Raw genomic sequence first — 19,399 nt, forward strand, 5'->3', positions numbered from 1 at the left:
CGACACCGCTCCCATCTTCGAGATCGCCGACTACGGCATCTGCGGCGACCTGTTCAAGGTCACCCCGCTGCTGATCGAGGCCATCAAGGCCGCCAAGGCTGCGAAGTAAAAGCATCCATCCCAAGCGACAGGAGAGCCGCCCACACGGGCGGCTCTCTTCTGCGTCCGGGGAAAGCGGCGGCCCTTGCCCCAGCCGAAAAAATCAGCCTTGCATTTTGGGCCGGGAGCCGTACAATAAAAGAGAAAGAAGTGCGGCGCCGGGGACACGATGCCCGCTGCGCCCGAAGTTCTGCACGGAAGAGAGGAACCTGCCATGAAGCTTTCCAAAGAAGAGATCAAGTCCATCATCCCCCACCGGGACCCCATGCTGCTGGTGGATACTGTGGAGGAGATGGTGCCCGGCGACCACATCGTCACCACCTTTTTCATCGACCCGGACCGGGAGATCTTCCGGGGCCATTTCCCGGGCGAGCCGGTGCTGCCCGGCGTGTACTCCGTGGAGTGCATGGCCCAGTCGGCGGATATCCTGCTGCTGTCCATGGAGCGGTACGCCGGGAAGGTCCCCCTGTTTCTCGGCATCAACAACGTGCGGTTCCTCCGAAAGATCCTGCCGGGGGACACCATCGAGATCCATGCCAGGCTGGCCTCGGAGCGGGCGGAGAAGGCCATTGCCACCTGTTCAGCGGAGATCTACAACCACGGCGAGCTGGCGGCCACCGGCGACGTGACCCTGGCCATGCGCTGACAACCGGCAGTATGAAACCGCCCCGGGCACGCCCGGGGCGGTTTTCGCTATTGGATATCCGTGACGTGGAGCACCTCATCGTCCACGGTGAATTTCACCTCGTGGCCGGCGAAGGAGAAGCCGTAGACTCGTTCCGGGTCCTGCTGGTAGCGGGGCCGGGGATCCAGGGCCAGCACCTCACGCAGGGCCTCCCGCCGGTCCGGGGGGAGCCGCTCCAGCAGAGTGGGGGGAAGCTCCACCTGCAGCGTGGGCCGGGCCGGCTCGCTGGCGAAGCCGCCCTCCGCCTCCGGATGGCAGTCCCCGTATGGGAGATAGGGCTTGATGTCCAGAATGGGAGTCCCGTCCACCAGGTCCGCCCCCCGGACATGGAGGACCGGCCCCAGGGCGTCGGTGTGTTCGATGCGGTCCAGCCGCACGGAGGACAGGCCGATGGGATTGGGCCGGAAGGGGGAACGGCTGGCAAACACGCCTACCCGCTGATTGCCGCCCAGCCGGGGCGGCCGGACAGTCGGGGACCAATCCGCCCGCTGGGCCTGATGGAAGGCCCAGATCAGCCAGATGTGGGAAAAGCCCTCCAGCCCCCGCAGGGCGTCAGGATTGCGGTAGGGCGGCTCAAAGACCACGGCCGCCTCCAGCGCGTCCACCAGGCCGCTCTGCCGGGGGACGCCGAATTTGGAGCCGAAGTCGCTGCGGATCCGGGCGATGACCTGCATTTCAAATGAATCGGACATGGGCGGGCTTCCTTTCAACAGTTGTTGCCTCCATTATACCGGAATCCCTCCGAAAAGCCAAGAAAAAAGGGCGGGAGGTCCCGGCACACATGCCGGGACCTCTCCTTTCATTCTGTGATTCAGTAGCAGATGACCGTTTCCGGGCGGTAGACCAGGCACCAGGCGATGCCGAAGAACACCAGCGCCGCCGTCACCAGGACGAAGCACAGCACCATGCCCACCCAGTCGTAGCGGAGCTTCCCCTCCCGCCGGCTGGCCAGCAGCACCTCCACACCCAGGCAGACCAGGATCAGGGGAGAGAGCTTCAGGGCCAGGGTCAGGTCCAGATGCGGGAAGAACATGCTCACCAGCATCAGCGCTCCGCAGATCACCAGCACGGCGCCGAAGGTAAAGGTGCCCACCCGCCGCTCTTTCACCGGGCGGGACTCCGGGGCCTGTTCAGGGCTGTTCATCGCGGTGCGCCTCCTCTCCCTCCGGGGCGTTTACCGCGGCGGAAATGTCTGCCGCAGCCCCCTCCACCGGGTCCGTTCCGTCGCTGGCGACCGGGGCGGCGTCGGGGGTGGGCGGCGTAAAGGGCGGGATGTCCTCGATGGGCGCCTTGGCCTTGGGGCCACGGATGAACCACAGGCCCAGCAGGATCACCAGCACGGTGATGACCACCCGCGGCAGGCCATAGCGCAGAAAACTGTAAAGCCATTCACCGAACCAGCCGAAGAAGAGACCGCTCAGCTGCCCCATCAGCATATCGTAGAGCATATAGACGCCCACGGCCACCAGCACCCAGCCGACGAGGCTGTGACGCTTGCGCAGCAGCTCTCCCAGACGGTTGCTGTCCATATCGGACAGGCCGAAGAGGAAGGCGTCCTCCGGAGCGGTGCCGGCGGAGAGCTGGCTTCGCAGGGCGTAGCTGTCAAAAAAGGCGTACAGCCAGATCACCGGCAGGAACAGCGCCAGCGTTCCCAGAAAGAAATAGGTGGAGGCGAAAAGAACCAGGCAGAAGGCTAACAGCAGGGACACGCCCCGTTTCATATAGCCCTGGTACATCTGCCCGCAGCCGGAGAGGCAGGAGGCGATGAACAGCAGAAATCCGTTTTTTGGGGTCATGGATGGGTTCCTCCTTGTGTCAGATCATTTCGCGGCGAGACGCCGAAGTTTTCAAACAGGTCGGAAAAGCCGGAGAGGGCATCCGCCCATGCCTGGGGCCAGGCATCGGTCCACTCCGTCAGGGCGGTGCCTGCCCGCTCCAGAAGAGTGGGCTCTGTCCGGACCGTCTGCCCGGCCAGTCCTGCGCTGCCCCACAGCACCGTCAGTGCCAGGACCACGGCGGCGGCCGCCGTGGCGTACCGGTTGACGCCCAGCTGGACCGCCCGGCGCCAAATGCGGCGCCGCAGGCTCTCTTGACAGGAGCGGGCGGGGGTCAGCAGCGGCGCTTCCGCCAGCAGTTCCGTGTACCGCTGGAGGCACGGGTCGCAGTAGGCCAGATGCTCTGCGATCTCCAGGCGGTCCAGTTCCGCCAGGGCGTCTCCCCGGATGAGAGCCGCCAGAGCCTCGTCCGTCAGATGCCCGTCAGGGCGAAAGCATGTCATCGTTCCCACTCCTTTCCAATGCCTCCCGGAGCATTCGCTTGCCCCGGGACAGCTGTGTATGGATCGTTTTCACCGGCCGGCCCAGGGCCAGGGCCGCCTCTTCCGGGGTCTTTTCCTCCAGCAGGCACAGCCGGCACACCGGCTGATAGGGCTCCCGCATGTGGAGGATCAGGTCCCGGATCTCTTCTGCCGCGGCCCGGCGGAGGGCTGTCTCCTCCGCCGGAGGCGACAGCCCCGGCGGGATGTGCTCCTCTCCCGGCAGCAGGGTGTGGCGCTGGTAGGCGCTCTGCAGATAGTCCTTGGCTTTGTTGGCAGCCACCCGGCACAGCCACTGCCGCTCGTAGCCGGGAGGGATGGACTCCCGATGGAGGTAGGCGGAGAGAAAGGACTCCTGGGTCAGGTCCTCGGCCGCGGCGGCGTCCCGCACCAGCTGGAAGCAGACGGTGTAGACCAGCCGCTCGTACTGGATCACCAGCTGGGGAAAAGACTCATATGTGTTGCGTTCCACGCCGTGCCGCCACCTCCTTTTGTCGTCCGACACCCATTATACGGGGCGGCGGGCTGGATTTCTTCAAAGGCTGCAGAAAAATTTGGCCGGATGTGCGCCTTCCATTGTAGAGGCGGACCGGAGAAAAAACAAGGGGAGGCTGCGGCTTTTGCGGCGGAGCGGCGGAGACTGCGGAAGAAGATTGACAACCGGCACCGGAATGGGTATGCTGAAAGGGAAAAGCGGGAATGGAGGAACAGAGATGAAACATGGAGATCTGCTGGTAGTGGTGGTGGACGGCCAGGGCGGCGGCATGGGCCGGGGCCTGGTGGAGTCCATCAAGAAAAAATGGCCCAAGCTCCACGTACGGGCGGTGGGGACCAACTCTCTGGCCACCTCCGCCATGCTGCGCGCCGGAGCGGACGACGGCGCCACCGGGGAGAACGCCGTGGTGTTCAACGCCCGACAGGCGGACCTTCTGCTGGGGCCCATCGGGATCCTGACGCCCAACGGCCTGCTGGGAGAGGTCTCCCCCGCCATGGCGGAAGCTGTGGGCGCCAGCGAGGCGGTGAAGATCCTGCTGCCCTCCCAGCGGTGCAGCATCCGGCTGGCGGCGGGAGACCCGCAGCCCCTGCAGTTCTATCTGGATCAGGCTCTGCGCCTGCTGGAGGAAGAGCTGGCGGCCCGGGGCGTCTGAGGCGCCCGGGCGGACCCCGGAGTTTTGAGAGAAGAGAGGAAACCAAATGGAACAGACAAGACGGGACAGCTTTCGGTCCCGGTGGGGATTCAAGCTGGCCTGTATCGGCTCGGCAGTGGGCATGGGGAACATCTGGCTGTTTCCCTCCCGGATGTCCGCCTATGGCGGTGCCACGTTTCTGATCCCCTATGTGATCTTTGTGGTGCTGATCGCCTCCACCGGCGTCATCGGCGAGATGGCTTTCGGCCGGGCGGCGGTCGGCGGGCCGGTGGCGGCCTTCGGCGCGGCGGAGGAGCGGCGCACCGGGCGCCGCAGGCTGGGCGAGGCCCTGGGGCTGATCCCGGTGCTGGGGTCGTTGGCTATGGCCATCGGCTACTCCGTGGTAGTGGGATGGATCCTGAAGTACGCCGCAGCGGCCTTCACCGGCGCGGCGCTGGAGAATCAGGGGGTGGAGGCCTTCACGGCCTATTTCAACAACACCGCGGCCTCCTGGGGAAACACCGGCTGGCAGGTGATCGCCATGGCCGGTACCCTGCTGATCATGGCCCTGGGCATCGGCGGCGGCATCGAGCGGGCCAACAAGGTGATGATGCCCCTGTTCTTCTGCCTATTCGTGGGGCTGGCCGTGTATATCGCCACGCTGCCCGGGGCGGCGGACGGCTACCGCTACATCTTTGTCCTGAAGCCGGAGGGGCTGCTGGACCCCATAGTATGGGTCTACGCCCTGGGGCAGGCGTTCTTCTCCCTGTCTGTGGCGGGGAACGGCACACTGATCTACGGCTCCTACCTCTCCAAGGAGGCGGACGTGCCGGAGTCCGCCCGGACGGTGGCGTTTTTTGACACCATGGCGGCGGTTCTCAGCGCCCTGGTGATCATCCCCGCCATGGCCACGGCGGGGGAGACCCTGACCCAGAGCGGCCCGGGGCTGATGTTCATCTACCTGCCCAACCTGTTCCGGGAGATGCCGGGGGGCCGGGTGCTGATGGCGGTGTTCTTTGTGGCGGCGTTGTTTGCCGGGGTGACCTCTCTGGTGAACCTGTTCGAGGCCCCCACCGCCACGCTGCAGGAGAAGCTCCACCTCAGCCGGCGGGCCGCCGTGGCGGTGATCGGCGCCGTGGGGCTGGCGGTAGGCCTGTGTATCCAGGGCATCGTCTCCGGCTGGATGGACGTCTGCTCCATCTACGCCTGCCCCATCGGCGCTTTGCTGGCGGGGGTGTTCTTCTACTGGGTGTGGGGGAAGGAGGACTGCCTGGCCCAGGTGAATCTGGCCCGGCGGCATCCCCTGGGGCCCTGGTTTTATCCACTGGCAAAATACGTGTACTGCGGCGTCACGGTGGCGGTGCTGATCCTGGGCGCCGTGAATGGAGGGATCGGCTGAGATGCGGGAGTTCTTCCGAGAGCTCGTCCACGCCCTGGAGGCGGGACAGCCGGCGGAGCTGGTGAGCGTGGCCGCCTCCGAGGGGTCCACCCCCCGGGGGGCCGGAGCCATGATGGCCGTCTTTCCCGGCGGCAGGACCACCGGCACCATCGGCGGCGGGAATGTGGAATTCGAGTGTCAGCAGCTGGCGGCGGAGCTGCTGGAGCAGCAGACGGACGCCCTGCGGCAGTTCCGCTTCGTCCAGGGGGACGCCGCCAGCCTGGGCATGGTCTGCGGCGGCGGCGTGACGGTGCAGCTCCAGCATCTCCCGGCCGGGGACCGGCGAGCCATCGCCGTCCTGCGGGACCTGATCGAGGCCGGCGGCGGGGACCGGAACACCTGGCTCCTGCGGCGGATCCAGGGGGAGCGGGTGACGGCCATGGGCCTGGCGGACCGGAACGGCGTCCGCCATCTGGATGCGCCCCCGGCCCATCTGGAGGACCTGCTGAAAAGCGAGGCCTTCTTTGCGGAGGGGTGGCTGTCCATTCCGGTGGTAAGGGCCGGGCGGACCTATATTTTCGGCGGCGGCCACGTGTCCCAGGCCCTGGTGCCGGTGCTGGCGGACCTGGGCTTCCGGCCGGTGGTGTACGACGACCGGCCGGAGTTCGCGGACCCGGCCCTGTTCCCCGGGGCGGAGCGGACCCTCTGCGGGGACTTCACCCGACTGACGGAGCAGGTGACGGTGACGCCGGAGGACTATGTGGTGGTGATGACCCGGGGCCATCAGGCGGATTACGAGGTGCTGGCCCAGGTGCTGCGCAGCGGTGCCAGATACTTGGGCTGCATCGGTTCCAGGCGGAAGCTGGCCCTGTGCCGGGACCGGCTGCTGGAGGCGGGATTCACAGAGGCGGAGTACAGCCGTCTCCACGCCCCCATCGGCCTGGCCATCGGCGCCCAGACGCCGGCGGAGATCGCCGTGTCCGTGGCGGCGGAAATGATCGCCGTCCGGGCGGGGCTGGATCCGCGGCGGTGAGACACGCAGAAATCCCTTCCAAAGCGGGGAGAGTCCTTGCAAACTGCGGCAGGGCCATGATACAATAGAGTAACTTGACAGAGAGAGGTGTCGCCCATGGACCGCATCAGCAAAGCCAATTACTACCTGGACATCGCCCAGACCGTTCTGGAGCGGGCCACCTGCCTGCGCCGGGTCTATGGGGCCATCATCGTGAAAAACGACGAGATCATCTCCACCGGCTATAACGGCGCCCCCCGGGGCCGGGCCAACTGTGTGGACCTGGGCTACTGCTCCCGGGAGGCTATGCAGGTCCCCCGGGGAGAGCGGTATGAGCTGTGCCGCAGCGTCCACGCGGAGGCCAACGCCATCATCTCCGCCTCCCGGCGGGACATGGTGGGCGGCACGCTGTACCTGGTGGGCCGGGATGCCCGGACCGGGGAACTGCTGGGGGACGCCACCTCCTGCTCCATGTGCCGGCGGCTGGTCATCAACGCCGGACTAAAAGAGGTGGTGATCCGCCGGACCGCCACGGAGTTCGACGTGGTGGACGTGGCCGACTGGGTGGCGGAGGACGACCTTCTGGCCCCCCGGGATGCCGACGCCATTCTGGACAGGCAGTGACCCGCTCCGGCGGGCCATTTCCACTGCGGAAAGGAAGACCCTTTGTTGAAGACAGGACTGCTGACCTTTTATCATATCCATCACTACGGCGCCATGCTGCAGGCCTATGCCACGGAGCGGGCGGTGGAGTCCCTGGGGAGCGGCTGTGAGATCATCGACTACTATGTGAACCAGGACAACGCCCTGTTCCAGCGGCCCACCGGCCTGGGCAGCGCTGCCCACGATGCCCACACCGCCCTGCACTACGGCCCCCTGAAAGCCCGCTATGATCGGTTCGAGGCCTTCTCCCGGGACCACCTGAACATCTCCGGCCGCCGGTACGAGAGCCTGGCGGAGCTGCGGCAGGCGGATCTGCCCTATGACCTGCTGCTCTCCGGCAGTGACCAGATCTGGAATCCCAAGATCTTTCCAAACGGCCGCTTCGACCCGGTGTTCTTCGGGGCGTTTTCAGACAGACGGAAGATCGCCTATGCCCCTTCCTTCGGCATCCCCCGCATCCCCGACGGGATGGAGGAAGCGCTGCGGGGATATCTGGAGTCCTTCTCCCATCTCTCTGTCCGGGAGCGGCAGGGCCAGGCCATCGTCCGGGACATCATCGGCCAGGACGTACCAGTGGTGCTGGATCCCACCCTGCTGCTGACCCAGGCGGACTGGGCGTCCGTGGCCCGAGACGGCGGCGCCGGTCAGGGCTACATCCTCTGCTACTGCATCAGCCGCCCCGGGGCGCTGGCACCCTATATCCGCCGTCTGGCGGAGGAGACGGGCCTGCCGGTGGTGCAGCTGTGCGGCGCGCGGCAGAAGGTCCATCCCAAGGCCCGCTGCATCTTCAGCGCGGGGCCGGCGGAGTTCCTGGGCCTGTTCCGGGACGCCGCCTATGTGTGCACCAACTCCTTCCACGGGACGGTGTTCTCCGTCCAGTTCCAAAAGCCCTTCTTCACCTGCGTGGCACCGGCGGAGATGGCCGTGCCGGAGAGCTCCCGGACCTTCAGCCTGCTGAGCCGGCTGGGCCTGGGGGACCGGATCATCGGCAAGGGCGACACGGCGGAGCTGACGGCTCCCATCGATTGGGTGGCCGTGGAGGAGCGGCTCATCCAGGAGCGGCAGATGTCCCTGACATATCTGCGCTGCGCCCTGGAAGACCGCCCCTGCCAGCCGGAGGTCCCGCCCGCCGAGACGGAGGAGCGCCCTCTGCCCAGACTGGCGGACCGTACCCGCTGCACTGGCTGCACCGCCTGCGCCAGCGGCTGCCCCAAGGACGCCATCACCATGGAACGGGACCGGGAGGGCTTTTCCTACCCGGTGATCGACAGCGGGGCCTGCATCCGCTGCGGCCGCTGCACCGCGGTCTGCCCCATCCTGCGCCGGCGGCCGGCAGCCTCCATGCCGGCGGTGTTCGCGGCCTGGAATAAGAATGACGACATCCGGAAAGACTCCACCTCGGGCGGTGTGTTCACGCTGCTGGCGGAGTACATTCTGGAGAGCGGCGGCGTGGTGTTCGGCGCTGCCTTTGACAGCCGGCAGCATCTGCGGCACACGGCCTGCTTCCGCAAGGAGGACCTGTGGCGGATGCGGGGCGCAAAATACGTTCAGAGCGATCTGGGGACCGTCTTCCGGGAAGTGCGGCGCTGGCTGGATCAGCGGCCGGTGCTGTTCTCCGGCACCCCCTGCCAGGTGGACGGACTGTACCGGTATTTGGGCGGCCGGCCGGAGAATCTCACCACCTGTGATCTGGTGTGCCACGGCGTGCCCTCCCCCGGCGTGTGGGAGGATATGGCCCGCAGCCTGGAGGCCCGCCGGCAGCAGCCTCTGCAGGCGGTGCGCTTCCGCAACAAGGTCACCGGCTGGAAGGACAGCCACTTCACCGCCGTCTACGGCGACGGCACTGTGGACACGGCACCGCTGTTCCGCACGGAGTACGGCCGGGCCTTTGGCCGGGCGCTGTTCCTGCGGCCCAGCTGCTACCGCTGCCCCTACACCTCCATGACCCGGGCGGGCGACCTGACCCTGGGGGACTTTTGGGGCCTGCGGCCGGATGAGCTGCCGGACCAGCAGGAGAAGGGCGTCAGCCTGCTGCTGGTGAACACGCCCCACGGCAGCTATATCTTCGACCAGCTGCCCCTGGCCAAGCAGCCCTTCCCGCCGGAGCGGGCCATTGCCGGAAATCCCCGGCTGGCATCTCCCATCCCGCTGCCGCCGGACCGGACGGCCTTCTTTGCCGCCTATGCGGTGGAGCCCTTCGATCAGGTGCGCCGGGAGTTCTGCAGACTGCCGCCTCTGCCGGTGCGGGCGGCGTCCAGACTGCTGTCGCCGGAGGCCAAGGCGGCCATCCGGAAAAAGCTGAAGTGACCGGCATTTTGTGCGGACCCCTCGGCAGTGCGTTCTGCCGATCAAATCATAAGGAGGATGTTCCCATGAAGCAGTACGAATGCGATCTCTGCGGCTATATCTATGACGAGGCGGCCGGTGACCCGGACAACGGCATCGCCCCCGGCACCAAGTGGGAGGATCTGCCCGCCGACTGGGTGTGCCCCCTGTGCGGCGCGGGGAAGGACGAATTCACCGCCAAGTAAAAAGTGAGTCCCGCGTCCGTTGGACGCGGGACTTCTTTTTCAAGCAAGGCAGATATCAGACCCGGGAGGGAGCCATCCGGCTCTTCAGGGCGGGCACTCTGGGCAGGACCTGCAGCAGCAGGGAACCCAGAATGAAGCAGGCCGCAGCCTCACCGATGCCCACGGTCAGGGCGTTGAGGCCGAAAGCCGCCCAGAAGCCCATCCCCTCCGCGGGGAAGAACCAGGCGATCTCCGCGCCCACCAGCACCATGTTGCAGATCACCGGGGGCAGAGGGGCCAGAGCCCGGTGGCGGAGCCTGGATGTCCAGAGAGCGGCCAACAGCGTGGCGGCTGTGCCAACGATCCAGTCCACGGGCATGGGAGAACCCAGCAGATTGGCCAGGAAGCAGCCGACAGTGAGACCGGGAACGGCCTCCGGGAACAGGAAGGGCAGAACCGTCATGGCCTCCGCCACCCGGAACTGGATGCCGCCGTACTGGGGGATGGGCAGCAGCAGGGTCAGGGCAGCGTAGATGGCGGCGATGATGCCGGCGGTGGCCATCTGCCGGGGGGTGAATCTGGATCTGGACATGAAAAAAAGACCTCCTTTGATGATGTCGGAGGTCTTTGATACGAAGCCGCAGCAAAACGCCCGTGGTAAGGTACGGGCAACCTCCATTTTTTTGTTTAGAGAACGGCGGGATCCGCCGAACGAACGCCCTGCAGGGCGCTTGGACAGGGAGATGGCACCTGTCAAATAGATACTATATCATATTTTTTTTAAAAAGGGAAGAGGGACGCCGCAATTTTTTGCGGCGTCCCTCTGTTTCCAGTCAGGAGGGGATCACACAGACACGGACGGTCCCGGCGGCCTCCGCCTCCTGGACGGCAGCGGCCCCTGCCACCGTCATCCCCTGCTGCTCCAGCTGCTCCAGCAGGTCAGCATATTCCGCGGCGGTCAGCTCATAGATCAGCGTCCCATCCTCGTCAGAGACAGGCGTAAAACGCTCCAAAAGAGTGCCGGCCTCCTGCTCCGTCAGCGTCAGGCAGGGAAGGGTCTGGACCGCATAGGGCACCGGCGCTGCGGCGCTTTCGGTCGCCTCAGAAGAGGACGTCTCCGGCAGCGAGGTGGTCCTGGTATCGGCGGAGGGCGCTTCCGCACCCTCTTGGACGCCGGAGGAGGCAGGCTGTGTCTCGGACGCAGAGGCATTGTCAGTGGCCGGAGCATTCGTTGCGGCGGTATCCTCCTCCGCCTGCGCAGCATCAGCCGCGCTGTCCTCTGCGCCGCTGTCAGCCGCGGAGACAGAGGCGCTCTCCGGAAGCTGGCTTTCCGTCTGCGTGGTCTTATCATCGCGCACAGCGGTGTCGCCGGACCGGGGCAGAGTGGAGACCGCCAGCACCACGACGGCAAAGCAGGCCGCCAGCGGCAGCAGTGTCCGCTGCCACCGGGACCGCGGACGCTTCCGGGGCGCGGCGTCCGCGCGGATGGCGGCCATCACGCCCTCTGCAAAGCCCTCCGGCACAACGGCGTCCTCCGCTTCCGGGAAGGCGTCTCTCATCAGCAGAGCTGCCTGCACATAGGCACGGCAGCCGTCACAGGTGCGCAGATGCTCCCGCACCCGGGCCGTCTCCTCCGGAGAGAGCTCGTTGTCGATGTAAGGGTCCAGCAGGGCCGCAAATTCTTCACAGTATCGCATTGTCAGCCCTCCTTTTCTGTCCCTTTAGACGCAGACGGCGGGGAAAAGTTCCCGCATTCCAGCAAAAATTTTCGCAGCTGCCTCCGGGCCCGGCTGATCCGGGATTTCACCGTGCCCACATCCAGCGAGAGGACGTCTGCGATCTCGTCGTAGCGGAGCTGGTGGATCTCCCGCAGCACCAGCACCTGCCGGTGTTCCGGGGACAGGGCGGCCAGCCCGCGGTCGATGGACTCCCGCAGCTCCCGCCGCTCCGCCTCGTCCTGAGGGGAGCGGGCCGGATCCGGCACATCCAGGTTCAGCTCCTCGTCGTCCAGAGACAGACCGGCTGCGGCCCGGTGGCGGCCCTCCCGCCGCAGCAGGTCCACGCAGGCATTGGAGGCCAGACGGTACAGCCAGGTGGAAAAGCTGGCGTCCCCCCGGAAAAAGGCAAGGCCCTGCCATGCGGCGAGAAACGTCTCCTGTGCTGCTTCGGCGGCGTCCTCAGGGTTCCCGCACATCCGCAGCGTCAGCGCAAATACCCGCTTCTCATACAGGCGGACCAGCGCTTCAAAGGCATCCAGATCCCCGCCCCGGGCGGCGGAGACCAGCTGCTGTTCCTGTGATCGCTCCTTCATGTCAAATCCCTTTTGATCCCTTTCGTCACACGATACACATCTTCCAGCGTATTCATCTGCACGATCTGCTCCTTGTAGTAGCCGGAGTGGGCCACGCCCTTGAGATACCAGCAGTAGTGGCGGCGGGCCTCCAGCACGGCCACCCGCTCTCCCTTGGCCGCGGCGGCCAGCTCGAACTGCCGCACCGCCGTGTCACACCGCTCCGAAAGGGGCGGCAAAGGCGGGATGGGCCTGCCCTCCAGGGCGGCCCTGGCCTGCTGGAACAGCCAGGGATTGCCGAAGCACCCCCGGCCGATCATGGCCATGTCCGCCTTGGTGTGCTGCAGGATGCGGACCGCGTCCTCCGGCTTCCAGATATCGCCGTTGGCGATCACCGGGATGGACACCGCCTCCTTGACTGCCCGGATGCAGTTCCAGTCCGCCTGACCGCTGTACACCTGGGCCCGGGTCCGGCCGTGGACCGCCACGGCGGAGGCCCCCGCCTGCTCCAGGATCTGGGCGAACTCCACACAGTTGCAGCTGCCCATGTCCCAGCCCCGGCGGAACTTGGCCGTCACCGGCACGGAGACGGCCTTCACCACCGCCTCCATGATGCGGCCGGCCTTTTCCGGGTCCTTCATCAGGGCGGCGCCGTCGCCGTTGCCCACGATCTTCCCCATGGGGCAGCCCATGTTCAGGTCCACAATGTCTGCCCCGGAGTGCTCCAGGGCGATCTGGGCCGCCTCGGCCATGCAGACCGGGTCGCTGCCGAAGATCTGCACCGCCGCCGGGTGCTCCCCCGGGAACTGCTGCAGCAGGGACAGCGTCTTCTTGTCGTGATAGCACAGGGCCTTGGAGGAGATGAGCTCCGTGATGGTATATCCCGCCCCCAGCTCCGCGCAGATCTGGCGGAAGGCGACGTCCGTGACCCCGGCCATGGGGGCCAGGGCCAGGCGGGAATCGATGGTGACAGTTCCGATGTTCAAGGCGGGCCGTCCTTTCCAATGAAAACATGATGGTTTATGATATCACATCCGGCGAAAAAAGTCCACCATCGGCGGCCGGCGGGAGTTTGCACCGGAAATGGTGCGGCCTGCTTTTCCCGACGGGATTTTTTCCACAGAGCCTGTAAAATGATGGAAAAAACCAATGAGGCCGTGAACTTCACGGCGGAATGCAGGAGGGACAAGCCGTGGGGCACAGGGACATGATGGGGGACCGCCGCAGATCAGCACAGCTGCTGGCCTGGGGCATCCGGTTTTTTTTGGCAGCGGCGCTGACGGCCAGCCAGACGCCGGGGGACTACGCCCCCTTTGCGCTGGGGTGTGTGGCGGCCTGCGGACCGGGGGCGGAGGGGATCGCCGCCCTGCTGGGGGCTGGAGTGGGGGCGGTGCTGTTCCTGGAGTTTTCCGGCGCCCTGCCTTTTCTGGCAGCCGCGATCCTGATCTTCACCACCGCCGCGGCCTTTCAGGGGCTGAAGCTGCTGGAGGGGCCGCTGTTCCACCCGCTGGCGGGAGCAGGACTGTTTCTGGCGGTAAACGGCATCTACGTGCTCCAGTCCCTGTCCCCGCTGCGGGACCTGGCGCCCTGCCTGGCGGGGACCGTGCTGGTGGGGATCTCCGCTTGGTACTACCAGCCGCTGCTGCAGGCGGGAGAAGAGCAGCTGGCGCCGGACAGCCTGCTGTTCCTGGCGGGCTCCATTCTGCTGGCTCTGGTGGACGTGGAGCTGGCGGGCATCTCCATCGGGCGGACGCTGCTGTGCCTGCTGCTGGCATACACCGCCTATGAGCGGGGGACCATGACGGGAGCCGCCGCCGGGCTGGGGGCGGGCCTTGCGGCGGACTTCTGCTCCAACAGCGGCGGCGTCCTCTTCGGTGCAGCCTATGGGCTGGCAGGGCTTCTGGCCGGGAGCCGCAGCGGCGGCCGCCGGATCTGGGCGGCCCTGGCCTTTTGGGGCGCGGCGGTGCTGGCCGCCTTGCCAGGGGGCCTCGCCACGCCGCTGCTGCCGGAGGCGGCCGCCGGTGCCGTGCTGTTTTTGCTGCTGCCGGGCCGGGCCTTCGGCGGCAAGCGGGTGAAGCGGGGGGAGACCGTGGAATTCCCCGCCGCCCTGGAGGGGATGCGGGCCCAGCTGACCCGCATGGCCGCCGCCCTGCGGGACCTGTATGACAGCATGGGCCGCAGTGCCCCGGTATCTACGGAGGAGAACCCGGCGGTGATCTTTGACCGGGCGGCGGAGAAGGTCTGCCGGGGCTGCGCCCTGTGCGAGCTCTGCTGGCAGAAGGAGTACACCGGCACCTTCAACGCCCTGAACGACGCCACGCCCTATCTGATGGAGCGGGGGAGAGCCTTGGCCAAGGACTTTCCCGGCTACTTCGCGGACCGGTGTATCCATCTGTCGGACTTCCTCACCACCGTCAACGGGGAGCTGTCCGCCTTCCTGCTGCGGCGGCAGTACCGGCGGCAGCTGGAGGAGACCCGCCGCAGCGCCCGGGGCCAGTACGCCCAGCTCAGCGAGCTGCTGACCGCCACCGCCGCTGGACTGGGAGAGGTCCGGGCCACGGCGGGGGAGCCAGCGGAGTGCCGGATCGGCGCGGCCCTGCGGCCCAAGGCGGGGGAGACGGTCTGCGGAGACACGGTGGTCTCCTTCCGGACGGAGAGCGACCTCCTCTGCCTGCTGCTGGCGGACGGCATGGGCAGCGGCGAGGCGGCCCGGCGGGAGTCCGCCCTCACCTGCCGCCTGTTGGAGCAGTTCCTGCAGGCGGGCATCGAGCCGGAGGCGGCCATGAAGACGCTGAATGCCGCCATGGCCCTGCGGGGGGCTGAGACCGGCAGCTTCACCACCATCGACCTGCTGACCTGCCGGCCGGAGAGCGGAGAGCTGTCCTTTTACAAATACGGCGCGGCGCCCAGCTATGTGAAGAAAGGGGGCACCGTCCGGCGGATCAGCGGGGGCAGCCTGCCGGCGGGACTGCGGGGCAACACGGCGGTGCCCGATGTGACCCGCGCTGCGCTGGAGCCGGGGAGCTTTGCGGTGATGATCAGCGACGGCGTGGCGGACCCGGGCCGGGACGAGTGGCTGCAGGATCTGCTGGCCGGCTGGGAGGGGGAGGACCCCCAGACCCTGGCGGGCCTGATCCTCAGCGAGAGCATCCGGCGGGAGAACCTCCAGGATGACTGCGGCGTCCAGGTGCTGTACCGCAGCCGGGAGGGCAGTGTGAAAAAGGTGTGAGGGGATGGTATAAATTTTCCCGCGCTGAGACAAAATGGAACCATCAAACTCTGTGAGAGGCAGGAGGCGCAAAGCAGATGGTGAAAGGCATTTCCAGACGGGTCGTGGTGGTGGACTCCCCGGACCAGCGGTTTTTTGAGCAGGCGATCTTCATCGTGCGGAACGATGCCGCGGGGGAAGGCGTCACCGCCCGGGAGCTGGTGGAGGAGGCCCGGCGGGTGGCGCGGAACTATGCCGGCGGCGACCACGGACGGTTCAGCCGGCTGTGGCGGGACCTGTCCCCGGCGGTGTACACCCTGATGGGCGCGGCGGGGATCGGCCTGGTGTGGCTGACGGTGTGGCTGATCTGAAGCGCGGAAACGCGCGGTATCCGTTTTCCGGATACCGCGCGTTTTTTCGATCATAGCGCTCCGGCGGAGCATGCGGGAATGCCGTCCGCGAAATAGGCCCGGGTGGCATCCGCGTCCGCCTGGATCTGGGCCCGGAGGGCCCCCAGAGAGTCGAACCGGATCTCCTGGCGCAGATGCTCGTAGAATTCCACCCGCAGCGTCTTGCCGTAGAGATCCCCCTGAAAGTCCAGCAGGCAGGCCTCCACGGTAATGTCGGAGCCGTTGTGGACCGTGGGGCGGGTGCCCACATTGGTGACGGCGGCATAGCAGGAGCCGTCCTCCAGCGTGGCCCGGGTGGCATAGACTCCATGGCTGGGCACCAGCACGTGGGGCGGGATGATGAGATTCGCCGTGGGGAACAGCCGGGAGGACCCGATGCCCCGGCCGTGGCGGACCGTGCCCGTCAGCGTGTGAGGGTGGCCCAGGAAGCGGTTGGCGCGGCCGATCTGGCCCAGCTCCACCAGACGGCGGATGTAGGTGGAGCTGACGGTGATACCGGCCACCTCCACCTTGGGGATAATGTCACAGCCCAGGCCAAGCTCGGCGCATTTTTGCGCCAGCAGCTCCGGTGTGCCCTGGTTTTTATGGCCGAACCGGTGGTCATGTCCCGCCACCAGATGGACGGCGTGGTAGCGTCCCACCAGGATGCGGACGATGTAGTCGTCCCAGGGGGTGGTCATCATCTCCTGGTCAAAGGGGACCATCAGCACGTCGCCGATGCCGTACAGCCGGCGGATCAGGTCCCGCCGGTCCTCCGGGGAGTTAATGAGCGGACAGGGGACACCGGTGACCACCTCCTTGGGAGGGCGGTCGAAGGTAAATACTGCAGGGGTGCAGCCCCGCCGTGCGGCCTCTTCGGCAGTCCGGCGCAGCAGGGCGCCGTGACCAAGATGGACTCCGTCGAAAAAGCCCAGGGCGATAACGCGTTCTTTCATGGTTTACGCTCCAAAGAAATTCTTGATAGACGTCAGGGTGCCGCCGCTGGCCCGGGACAGGCACAGGAACTGGCCCTCCTGGCTGTACACCCGGTAAGTGCCGTCCGGTGTGCCAGGCAGGGTGATGGGATTGCCGCAGCGGACCCGCTTCTCCGCTGTGCCGGCAGGCAGTGTCAAGGCGGGGGAGTCCCGGAACAGGCTGTCCGTGGGCAGCAGGAGGGACGTCCCCTGGGCCTGGACCTGCTCCAGCGTCACCGCCTGGGCCTCCGTGAAGCCCGCCGCCATGGTGCGGCGCAGGGCGTACAGGGTCCCGCCGCAGCCGAGAAGCTGCCCGATGTCGTGGCAGAGGGTCCGGATATAGGTACCCTTGGAGCAGCGGCAGCGAAGCAGATAGTCTGTCTCGCTCACCTGCTCCAGCAGCTCCAGTGCGTGGATGGTGATGTGCCGGGGCTTCCGGGCCACCTCCTGTCCCTTCCGGGCCAGCTCGTAGAGCTTCTGTCCGCCGATCTTGATGGCGGAGTACATGGGCGGGATCTGGTCCTGCTCCCCCAGAAAGCGGGAGAGGGCCGCCTCCACCGCCCCGCGGTCCGCCGTGACGGGATGGGTCTCCAGCGTGGTGCCGGTGACATCCTGGGTATCCGTCACCTGTCCCAGCCGCAGGCCTGCCACGTATTCCTTCTGCCCGTTCTCGGCAAATTCCACGCCCCGGGTGGCCTGTCCCACAAAGACCGGCAGCACGCCGGTGGCCATGGGGTCCAGGGTCCCGCCGTGGCCCACCCGCTTTTCGTGAAAAATGCCCCGCACCTTGGCGCAGACATCCATGGATGTCCAATCGGCGGGCTTGTCGATGATGAGGATTCCGTTGGGCATGAGGGCACTCCTTTTGTGGGAAATCTGGCAGGACGCAGGCCTCACCGGTCCGGATCCGGCGTGTTCAGCTCCCTGCCGCAGTAAGGGCAGTACACAGGTGTTGCCCACTGCCGGAAGGGCAGCAGGCGCCCACAGTGGGGACAGCGGTAAAAAATGGCCAGCTGGAGCAGGTCCAGCAGCAAGAGCACGATGACCGCCGCAAACAGCGGAGCCGTCTTGGTCCCTGCGCCCAGCAGGCATAAAAGGACCGCCACAATCACACAGATGTTGGAGAGCTTTCGGCTGGTCCACAGACTCACAAAAATCACCCTTTCTTGTTCTTTCAATCAAAAGTAGGGGCTGTTGTTCAGTTGTCTATCCGGCAGTCGGGCACCACCTGGGCCACGGCCGCCAGGATCTGCCGCTTGGCTTCGGCCCAGGGGGCCTCCACCGTGCAGCCGGCCGCCGCGGCGTGGCCGCCGCCCCCCAGCAGCCGGCAGACCTCCGTGGCGTTGACCCGCTCACCGGTCCGCAGGGACATCTTCCACACGTCCGGCCGCAGCTCCCGCATGGTGATGGCACAGTCCACCCCTTCGATCTGGGGGCCCAGGGCGGAGAGGTCCTCGGCGTCCGTCTCCGTGGCCTGGAGACGCTCCATCAGGGACAGGGGCACGGACAGCACCGCAACCCGGTCATGGTCGTAGAACTCGCAGTCGTTCAAAATGGCCGCCTCCAGCTGCATCCGCTTGCGGCTCTTGGTGCGGAAGAACACCTTGTTGACGGTCTGGTAGTCGATGCCGGTCCGCAGCAGGGCCGCCGCCACGGCGTGGGTCTGGGCGGTGGTGTTGGCGTAGGCAAAGCAGCCTGTGTCGGTGGACACAGCCACATACAGGGGCAGGGCCAGCTCGGCCGTGATGGGGCCCAGCTGGGCCAGGATGTCGTAGATCAGCTCGCCGCAGGCCGCGGCCTCCGGCCGCACGATGTTCTCCCGGCCGAAGGACTCGAAGGACGGATGGTGGTCGATGGCCAGATCCACCCGCTCCGCATAGGGCTTGGCGTTCTCAGGGAACAGGCCCGCCGTGGCGATGTCCGTGGATACCACCTTGTCCGGCGTGAAGCCCTCCGGCGCCTCGTAGGGGCGGAAATAGGGGGCGGTGGTGTCCGTCAGCTCCGGGTTGGGCAGCAGGTACGCCGTCTTTCCCAGGCGGCGGAGACCGGCGCACAGGGCGGCGGCACAGCCCACGGTGTCCCCGTCCGGGCGGACGTGGGTGAGGATCAGCACGTTGTCAAAGGTCCGCAGCAGCTCTGCGGCCTGGGAGACCGTCAGCATCGCTCACGCCTCCGTTTCGCCGGAAGCCCCGCCGTCCGGGGTATCGCCGTCCTGCCGTTCCACCTGACGCAGGATCTCCAGGATGTGGGCGCCGTGCTGGATGGAGTCGTCGGCAATGAACTGCAGCTCCGGCGTGTAGCGCAGCTGCAGCGCGCGCCCCAGCTCCCGCCGCAGGAAGCCGGCGGCGGATTTCAGGCCCTTCAGCACGTCCTTCTCCTGGGTCTTGTCCAGGGTGCTGACGTAGACCCGGGCATAGCGCAGGTCGCTGGTGGTATCCACCCGGGTGATGGACACCATGCCCACCTGGGAGACCCGGGGGTCCTTCAGGCGGCGGAGCTGGTCCGACAGCTCCCGCTGGATCTCTTCGTTGATCCGGCCGATTCGATTGCTTGGCATCAAGATGACCTCCTTTTACAAAGGGAATGTCTGGTGTGGGGATATCCCGCAGGGGGATGTTGCGGTGCGTCCCATTGGACAGAAGAATCAGCTATGTTGATAGCTGGGCAATGCACCCCCCATTTCTCTTTTGGTCTTGCCAAAAGAGAAACGGGCCGTGCACGGTCCAAAGAGAAAAAACGCTTTGGTCGCA

General features: G+C 66.5%; 23 protein-coding genes and 1 pseudogene. 10 read left to right on the forward strand and 14 right to left on the reverse strand.

The features are described from left to right. Nucleotides 1-109 (forward strand): annotated as a pseudogene (locus H9X91_RS14490) (electron transfer flavoprotein subunit alpha/FixB family protein); the annotation flags it as partial. Between the two features lie 204 nt (nt 110-313). Further along, nucleotides 314-745, forward strand: coding sequence for a 3-hydroxyacyl-ACP dehydratase FabZ (gene fabZ, locus H9X91_RS13110; protein WP_204805657.1), 432 nt, complete (start codon nt 314-316; stop codon nt 743-745). A 47-nt stretch (nt 746-792) separates the two neighbouring features. Here fabZ and tsaA read toward each other — a convergent pair whose 3' ends face one another. From tsaA to H9X91_RS13135, 5 genes are all read right to left on the reverse strand, one after another. After that, nucleotides 793-1,476: a tRNA (N6-threonylcarbamoyladenosine(37)-N6)-methyltransferase TrmO gene (gene tsaA, locus H9X91_RS13115; protein ID WP_204805658.1), complete on the reverse strand. Its 684-nt coding sequence runs from the start codon at nt 1,474-1,476 to the stop codon at nt 793-795. Nucleotides 1,477-1,595: 119 nt separating this feature from the next. Next, on the reverse strand, nt 1,596-1,928 hold the full coding sequence (locus tag H9X91_RS13120; protein ID WP_204805659.1) for a hypothetical protein: 333 nt from the start codon (nt 1,926-1,928) through the stop codon (nt 1,596-1,598). After that, nucleotides 1,915-2,580 carry a hypothetical protein gene (locus H9X91_RS13125; protein ID WP_204805660.1) on the reverse strand — a complete coding sequence of 222 codons (666 nt, stop codon included), beginning with the start codon at nt 2,578-2,580 and terminating at the stop codon, nt 1,915-1,917. Before H9X91_RS13125 ends, H9X91_RS13120 begins: the two co-directional genes overlap by 14 nt. After that, on the reverse strand, nt 2,577-3,062 hold the full coding sequence (locus H9X91_RS13130; protein ID WP_204805662.1) for a hypothetical protein: 486 nt from the start codon (nt 3,060-3,062) through the stop codon (nt 2,577-2,579). The genes H9X91_RS13125 and H9X91_RS13130 overlap by 4 nt, the downstream gene beginning before the upstream one ends. Then, nucleotides 3,043-3,570 (reverse strand): RNA polymerase sigma factor, encoded by a 528-nt coding sequence (locus tag H9X91_RS13135; protein WP_295694400.1) that lies wholly within the window; start codon nt 3,568-3,570, stop codon nt 3,043-3,045. The genes H9X91_RS13130 and H9X91_RS13135 overlap by 20 nt, the downstream gene beginning before the upstream one ends. 241 nt (nt 3,571-3,811) lie before the next feature. On the opposite strand from H9X91_RS13135, the gene H9X91_RS13140 reads away from it, so the two are divergent. The 6 genes from H9X91_RS13140 (at nt 3,812) to rd (ending at nt 9,809) form a co-directional block, all read left to right on the forward strand. After that, complete coding sequence (locus H9X91_RS13140) at nt 3,812-4,246, forward strand: DUF3842 family protein (RefSeq protein WP_204805664.1); 435 nt, start codon at nt 3,812-3,814, stop codon at nt 4,244-4,246. Nucleotides 4,247-4,292: 46 nt separating this feature from the next. Then, nucleotides 4,293-5,624 (forward strand): sodium-dependent transporter, encoded by a 1,332-nt coding sequence (locus H9X91_RS13145; protein ID WP_204805666.1) that lies wholly within the window; start codon nt 4,293-4,295, stop codon nt 5,622-5,624. Between the two features lies 1 nt (nt 5,625). After that, complete coding sequence (locus H9X91_RS13150) at nt 5,626-6,636, forward strand: XdhC family protein (RefSeq protein WP_204805668.1); 1,011 nt, start codon at nt 5,626-5,628, stop codon at nt 6,634-6,636. Between the two features lie 96 nt (nt 6,637-6,732). Beyond that, nucleotides 6,733-7,239, forward strand: a complete 507-nt coding sequence (locus H9X91_RS13155) for a deoxycytidylate deaminase (RefSeq protein ID WP_204805670.1) — start codon at nt 6,733-6,735, stop codon at nt 7,237-7,239. A gap of 45 nt (nt 7,240-7,284) precedes the next feature. Continuing rightward, complete coding sequence (locus tag H9X91_RS13160) at nt 7,285-9,585, forward strand: polysaccharide pyruvyl transferase family protein (protein ID WP_204805673.1); 2,301 nt, start codon at nt 7,285-7,287, stop codon at nt 9,583-9,585. Nucleotides 9,586-9,650: 65 nt separating this feature from the next. Then, a complete protein-coding gene (rd, locus tag H9X91_RS13165; protein WP_204805675.1) occupies nt 9,651-9,809 on the forward strand; it encodes a rubredoxin in 159 nt (52 codons plus the stop codon). A gap of 55 nt (nt 9,810-9,864) precedes the next feature. On the opposite strand, the gene H9X91_RS13170 is transcribed toward rd, so the two are convergent. The 4 genes from H9X91_RS13170 to dusB form a co-directional block, all read right to left on the reverse strand. Next, complete coding sequence (locus tag H9X91_RS13170; protein ID WP_204805677.1) at nt 9,865-10,380, reverse strand: QueT transporter family protein; 516 nt, start codon at nt 10,378-10,380, stop codon at nt 9,865-9,867. A gap of 241 nt (nt 10,381-10,621) precedes the next feature. Further along, nucleotides 10,622-11,485, reverse strand: a complete 864-nt coding sequence (locus tag H9X91_RS13175; RefSeq protein ID WP_204805679.1) for an anti-sigma factor family protein — start codon at nt 11,483-11,485, stop codon at nt 10,622-10,624. A gap of 2 nt (nt 11,486-11,487) precedes the next feature. Further along, the gene (locus H9X91_RS13180) at nt 11,488-12,099 is read right to left on the reverse strand and encodes an RNA polymerase sigma factor (protein WP_204805681.1); all 612 of its coding nucleotides are present in this window, start codon (nt 12,097-12,099) and stop codon (nt 11,488-11,490) included. Then, complete coding sequence (dusB, locus tag H9X91_RS13185; RefSeq protein WP_204805684.1) at nt 12,096-13,064, reverse strand: tRNA dihydrouridine synthase DusB; 969 nt, start codon at nt 13,062-13,064, stop codon at nt 12,096-12,098. The genes H9X91_RS13180 and dusB overlap by 4 nt, the downstream gene beginning before the upstream one ends. Nucleotides 13,065-13,270: 206 nt before the next feature. Between dusB and H9X91_RS13190 the strand changes: the two genes are divergently transcribed. Next, nucleotides 13,271-15,307 carry a SpoIIE family protein phosphatase gene (locus H9X91_RS13190; RefSeq protein ID WP_338111987.1) on the forward strand — a complete coding sequence of 679 codons (2,037 nt, stop codon included), beginning with the start codon at nt 13,271-13,273 and terminating at the stop codon, nt 15,305-15,307. A gap of 77 nt (nt 15,308-15,384) precedes the next feature. Next, nucleotides 15,385-15,657, forward strand: coding sequence for a hypothetical protein (locus tag H9X91_RS13195; protein ID WP_204805687.1), 273 nt, complete (start codon nt 15,385-15,387; stop codon nt 15,655-15,657). A gap of 50 nt (nt 15,658-15,707) precedes the next feature. Here the strand turns inward: H9X91_RS13195 and ribF are convergent, their stop codons facing one another. From ribF to rbfA, 5 genes are read right to left on the reverse strand one after another with little or no spacing between them, the layout of a single operon-like run. Beyond that, nucleotides 15,708-16,631, reverse strand: coding sequence for a riboflavin biosynthesis protein RibF (ribF, locus tag H9X91_RS13200; protein WP_204805688.1), 924 nt, complete (start codon nt 16,629-16,631; stop codon nt 15,708-15,710). A 3-nt stretch (nt 16,632-16,634) separates the two neighbouring features. Continuing rightward, the gene (gene truB / locus H9X91_RS13205) at nt 16,635-17,501 is read right to left on the reverse strand and encodes a tRNA pseudouridine(55) synthase TruB (RefSeq protein WP_204805689.1); all 867 of its coding nucleotides are present in this window, start codon (nt 17,499-17,501) and stop codon (nt 16,635-16,637) included. Nucleotides 17,502-17,542: 41 nt separating this feature from the next. Beyond that, entirely contained in the window at nt 17,543-17,800 is a 258-nt protein-coding gene (locus tag H9X91_RS13210; protein WP_204805690.1) for a TFIIB-type zinc ribbon-containing protein, read from the reverse strand. A gap of 47 nt (nt 17,801-17,847) precedes the next feature. Continuing rightward, the gene (locus H9X91_RS13215; RefSeq protein WP_204805691.1) at nt 17,848-18,810 is read right to left on the reverse strand and encodes a DHH family phosphoesterase; all 963 of its coding nucleotides are present in this window, start codon (nt 18,808-18,810) and stop codon (nt 17,848-17,850) included. Nucleotides 18,811-18,813: 3 nt separating this feature from the next. Beyond that, nucleotides 18,814-19,206, reverse strand: coding sequence for a 30S ribosome-binding factor RbfA (rbfA, locus tag H9X91_RS13220; RefSeq protein ID WP_204805692.1), 393 nt, complete (start codon nt 19,204-19,206; stop codon nt 18,814-18,816). Nucleotides 19,207-19,399 lie beyond the last annotated feature (193 nt).

It is taken from the genome of Oscillibacter valericigenes, from assembly GCF_016902445.1.
GTDB classification, from domain to species: Bacteria; Bacillota; Clostridia; order Oscillospirales; family Oscillospiraceae; genus Oscillibacter; species Oscillibacter avistercoris.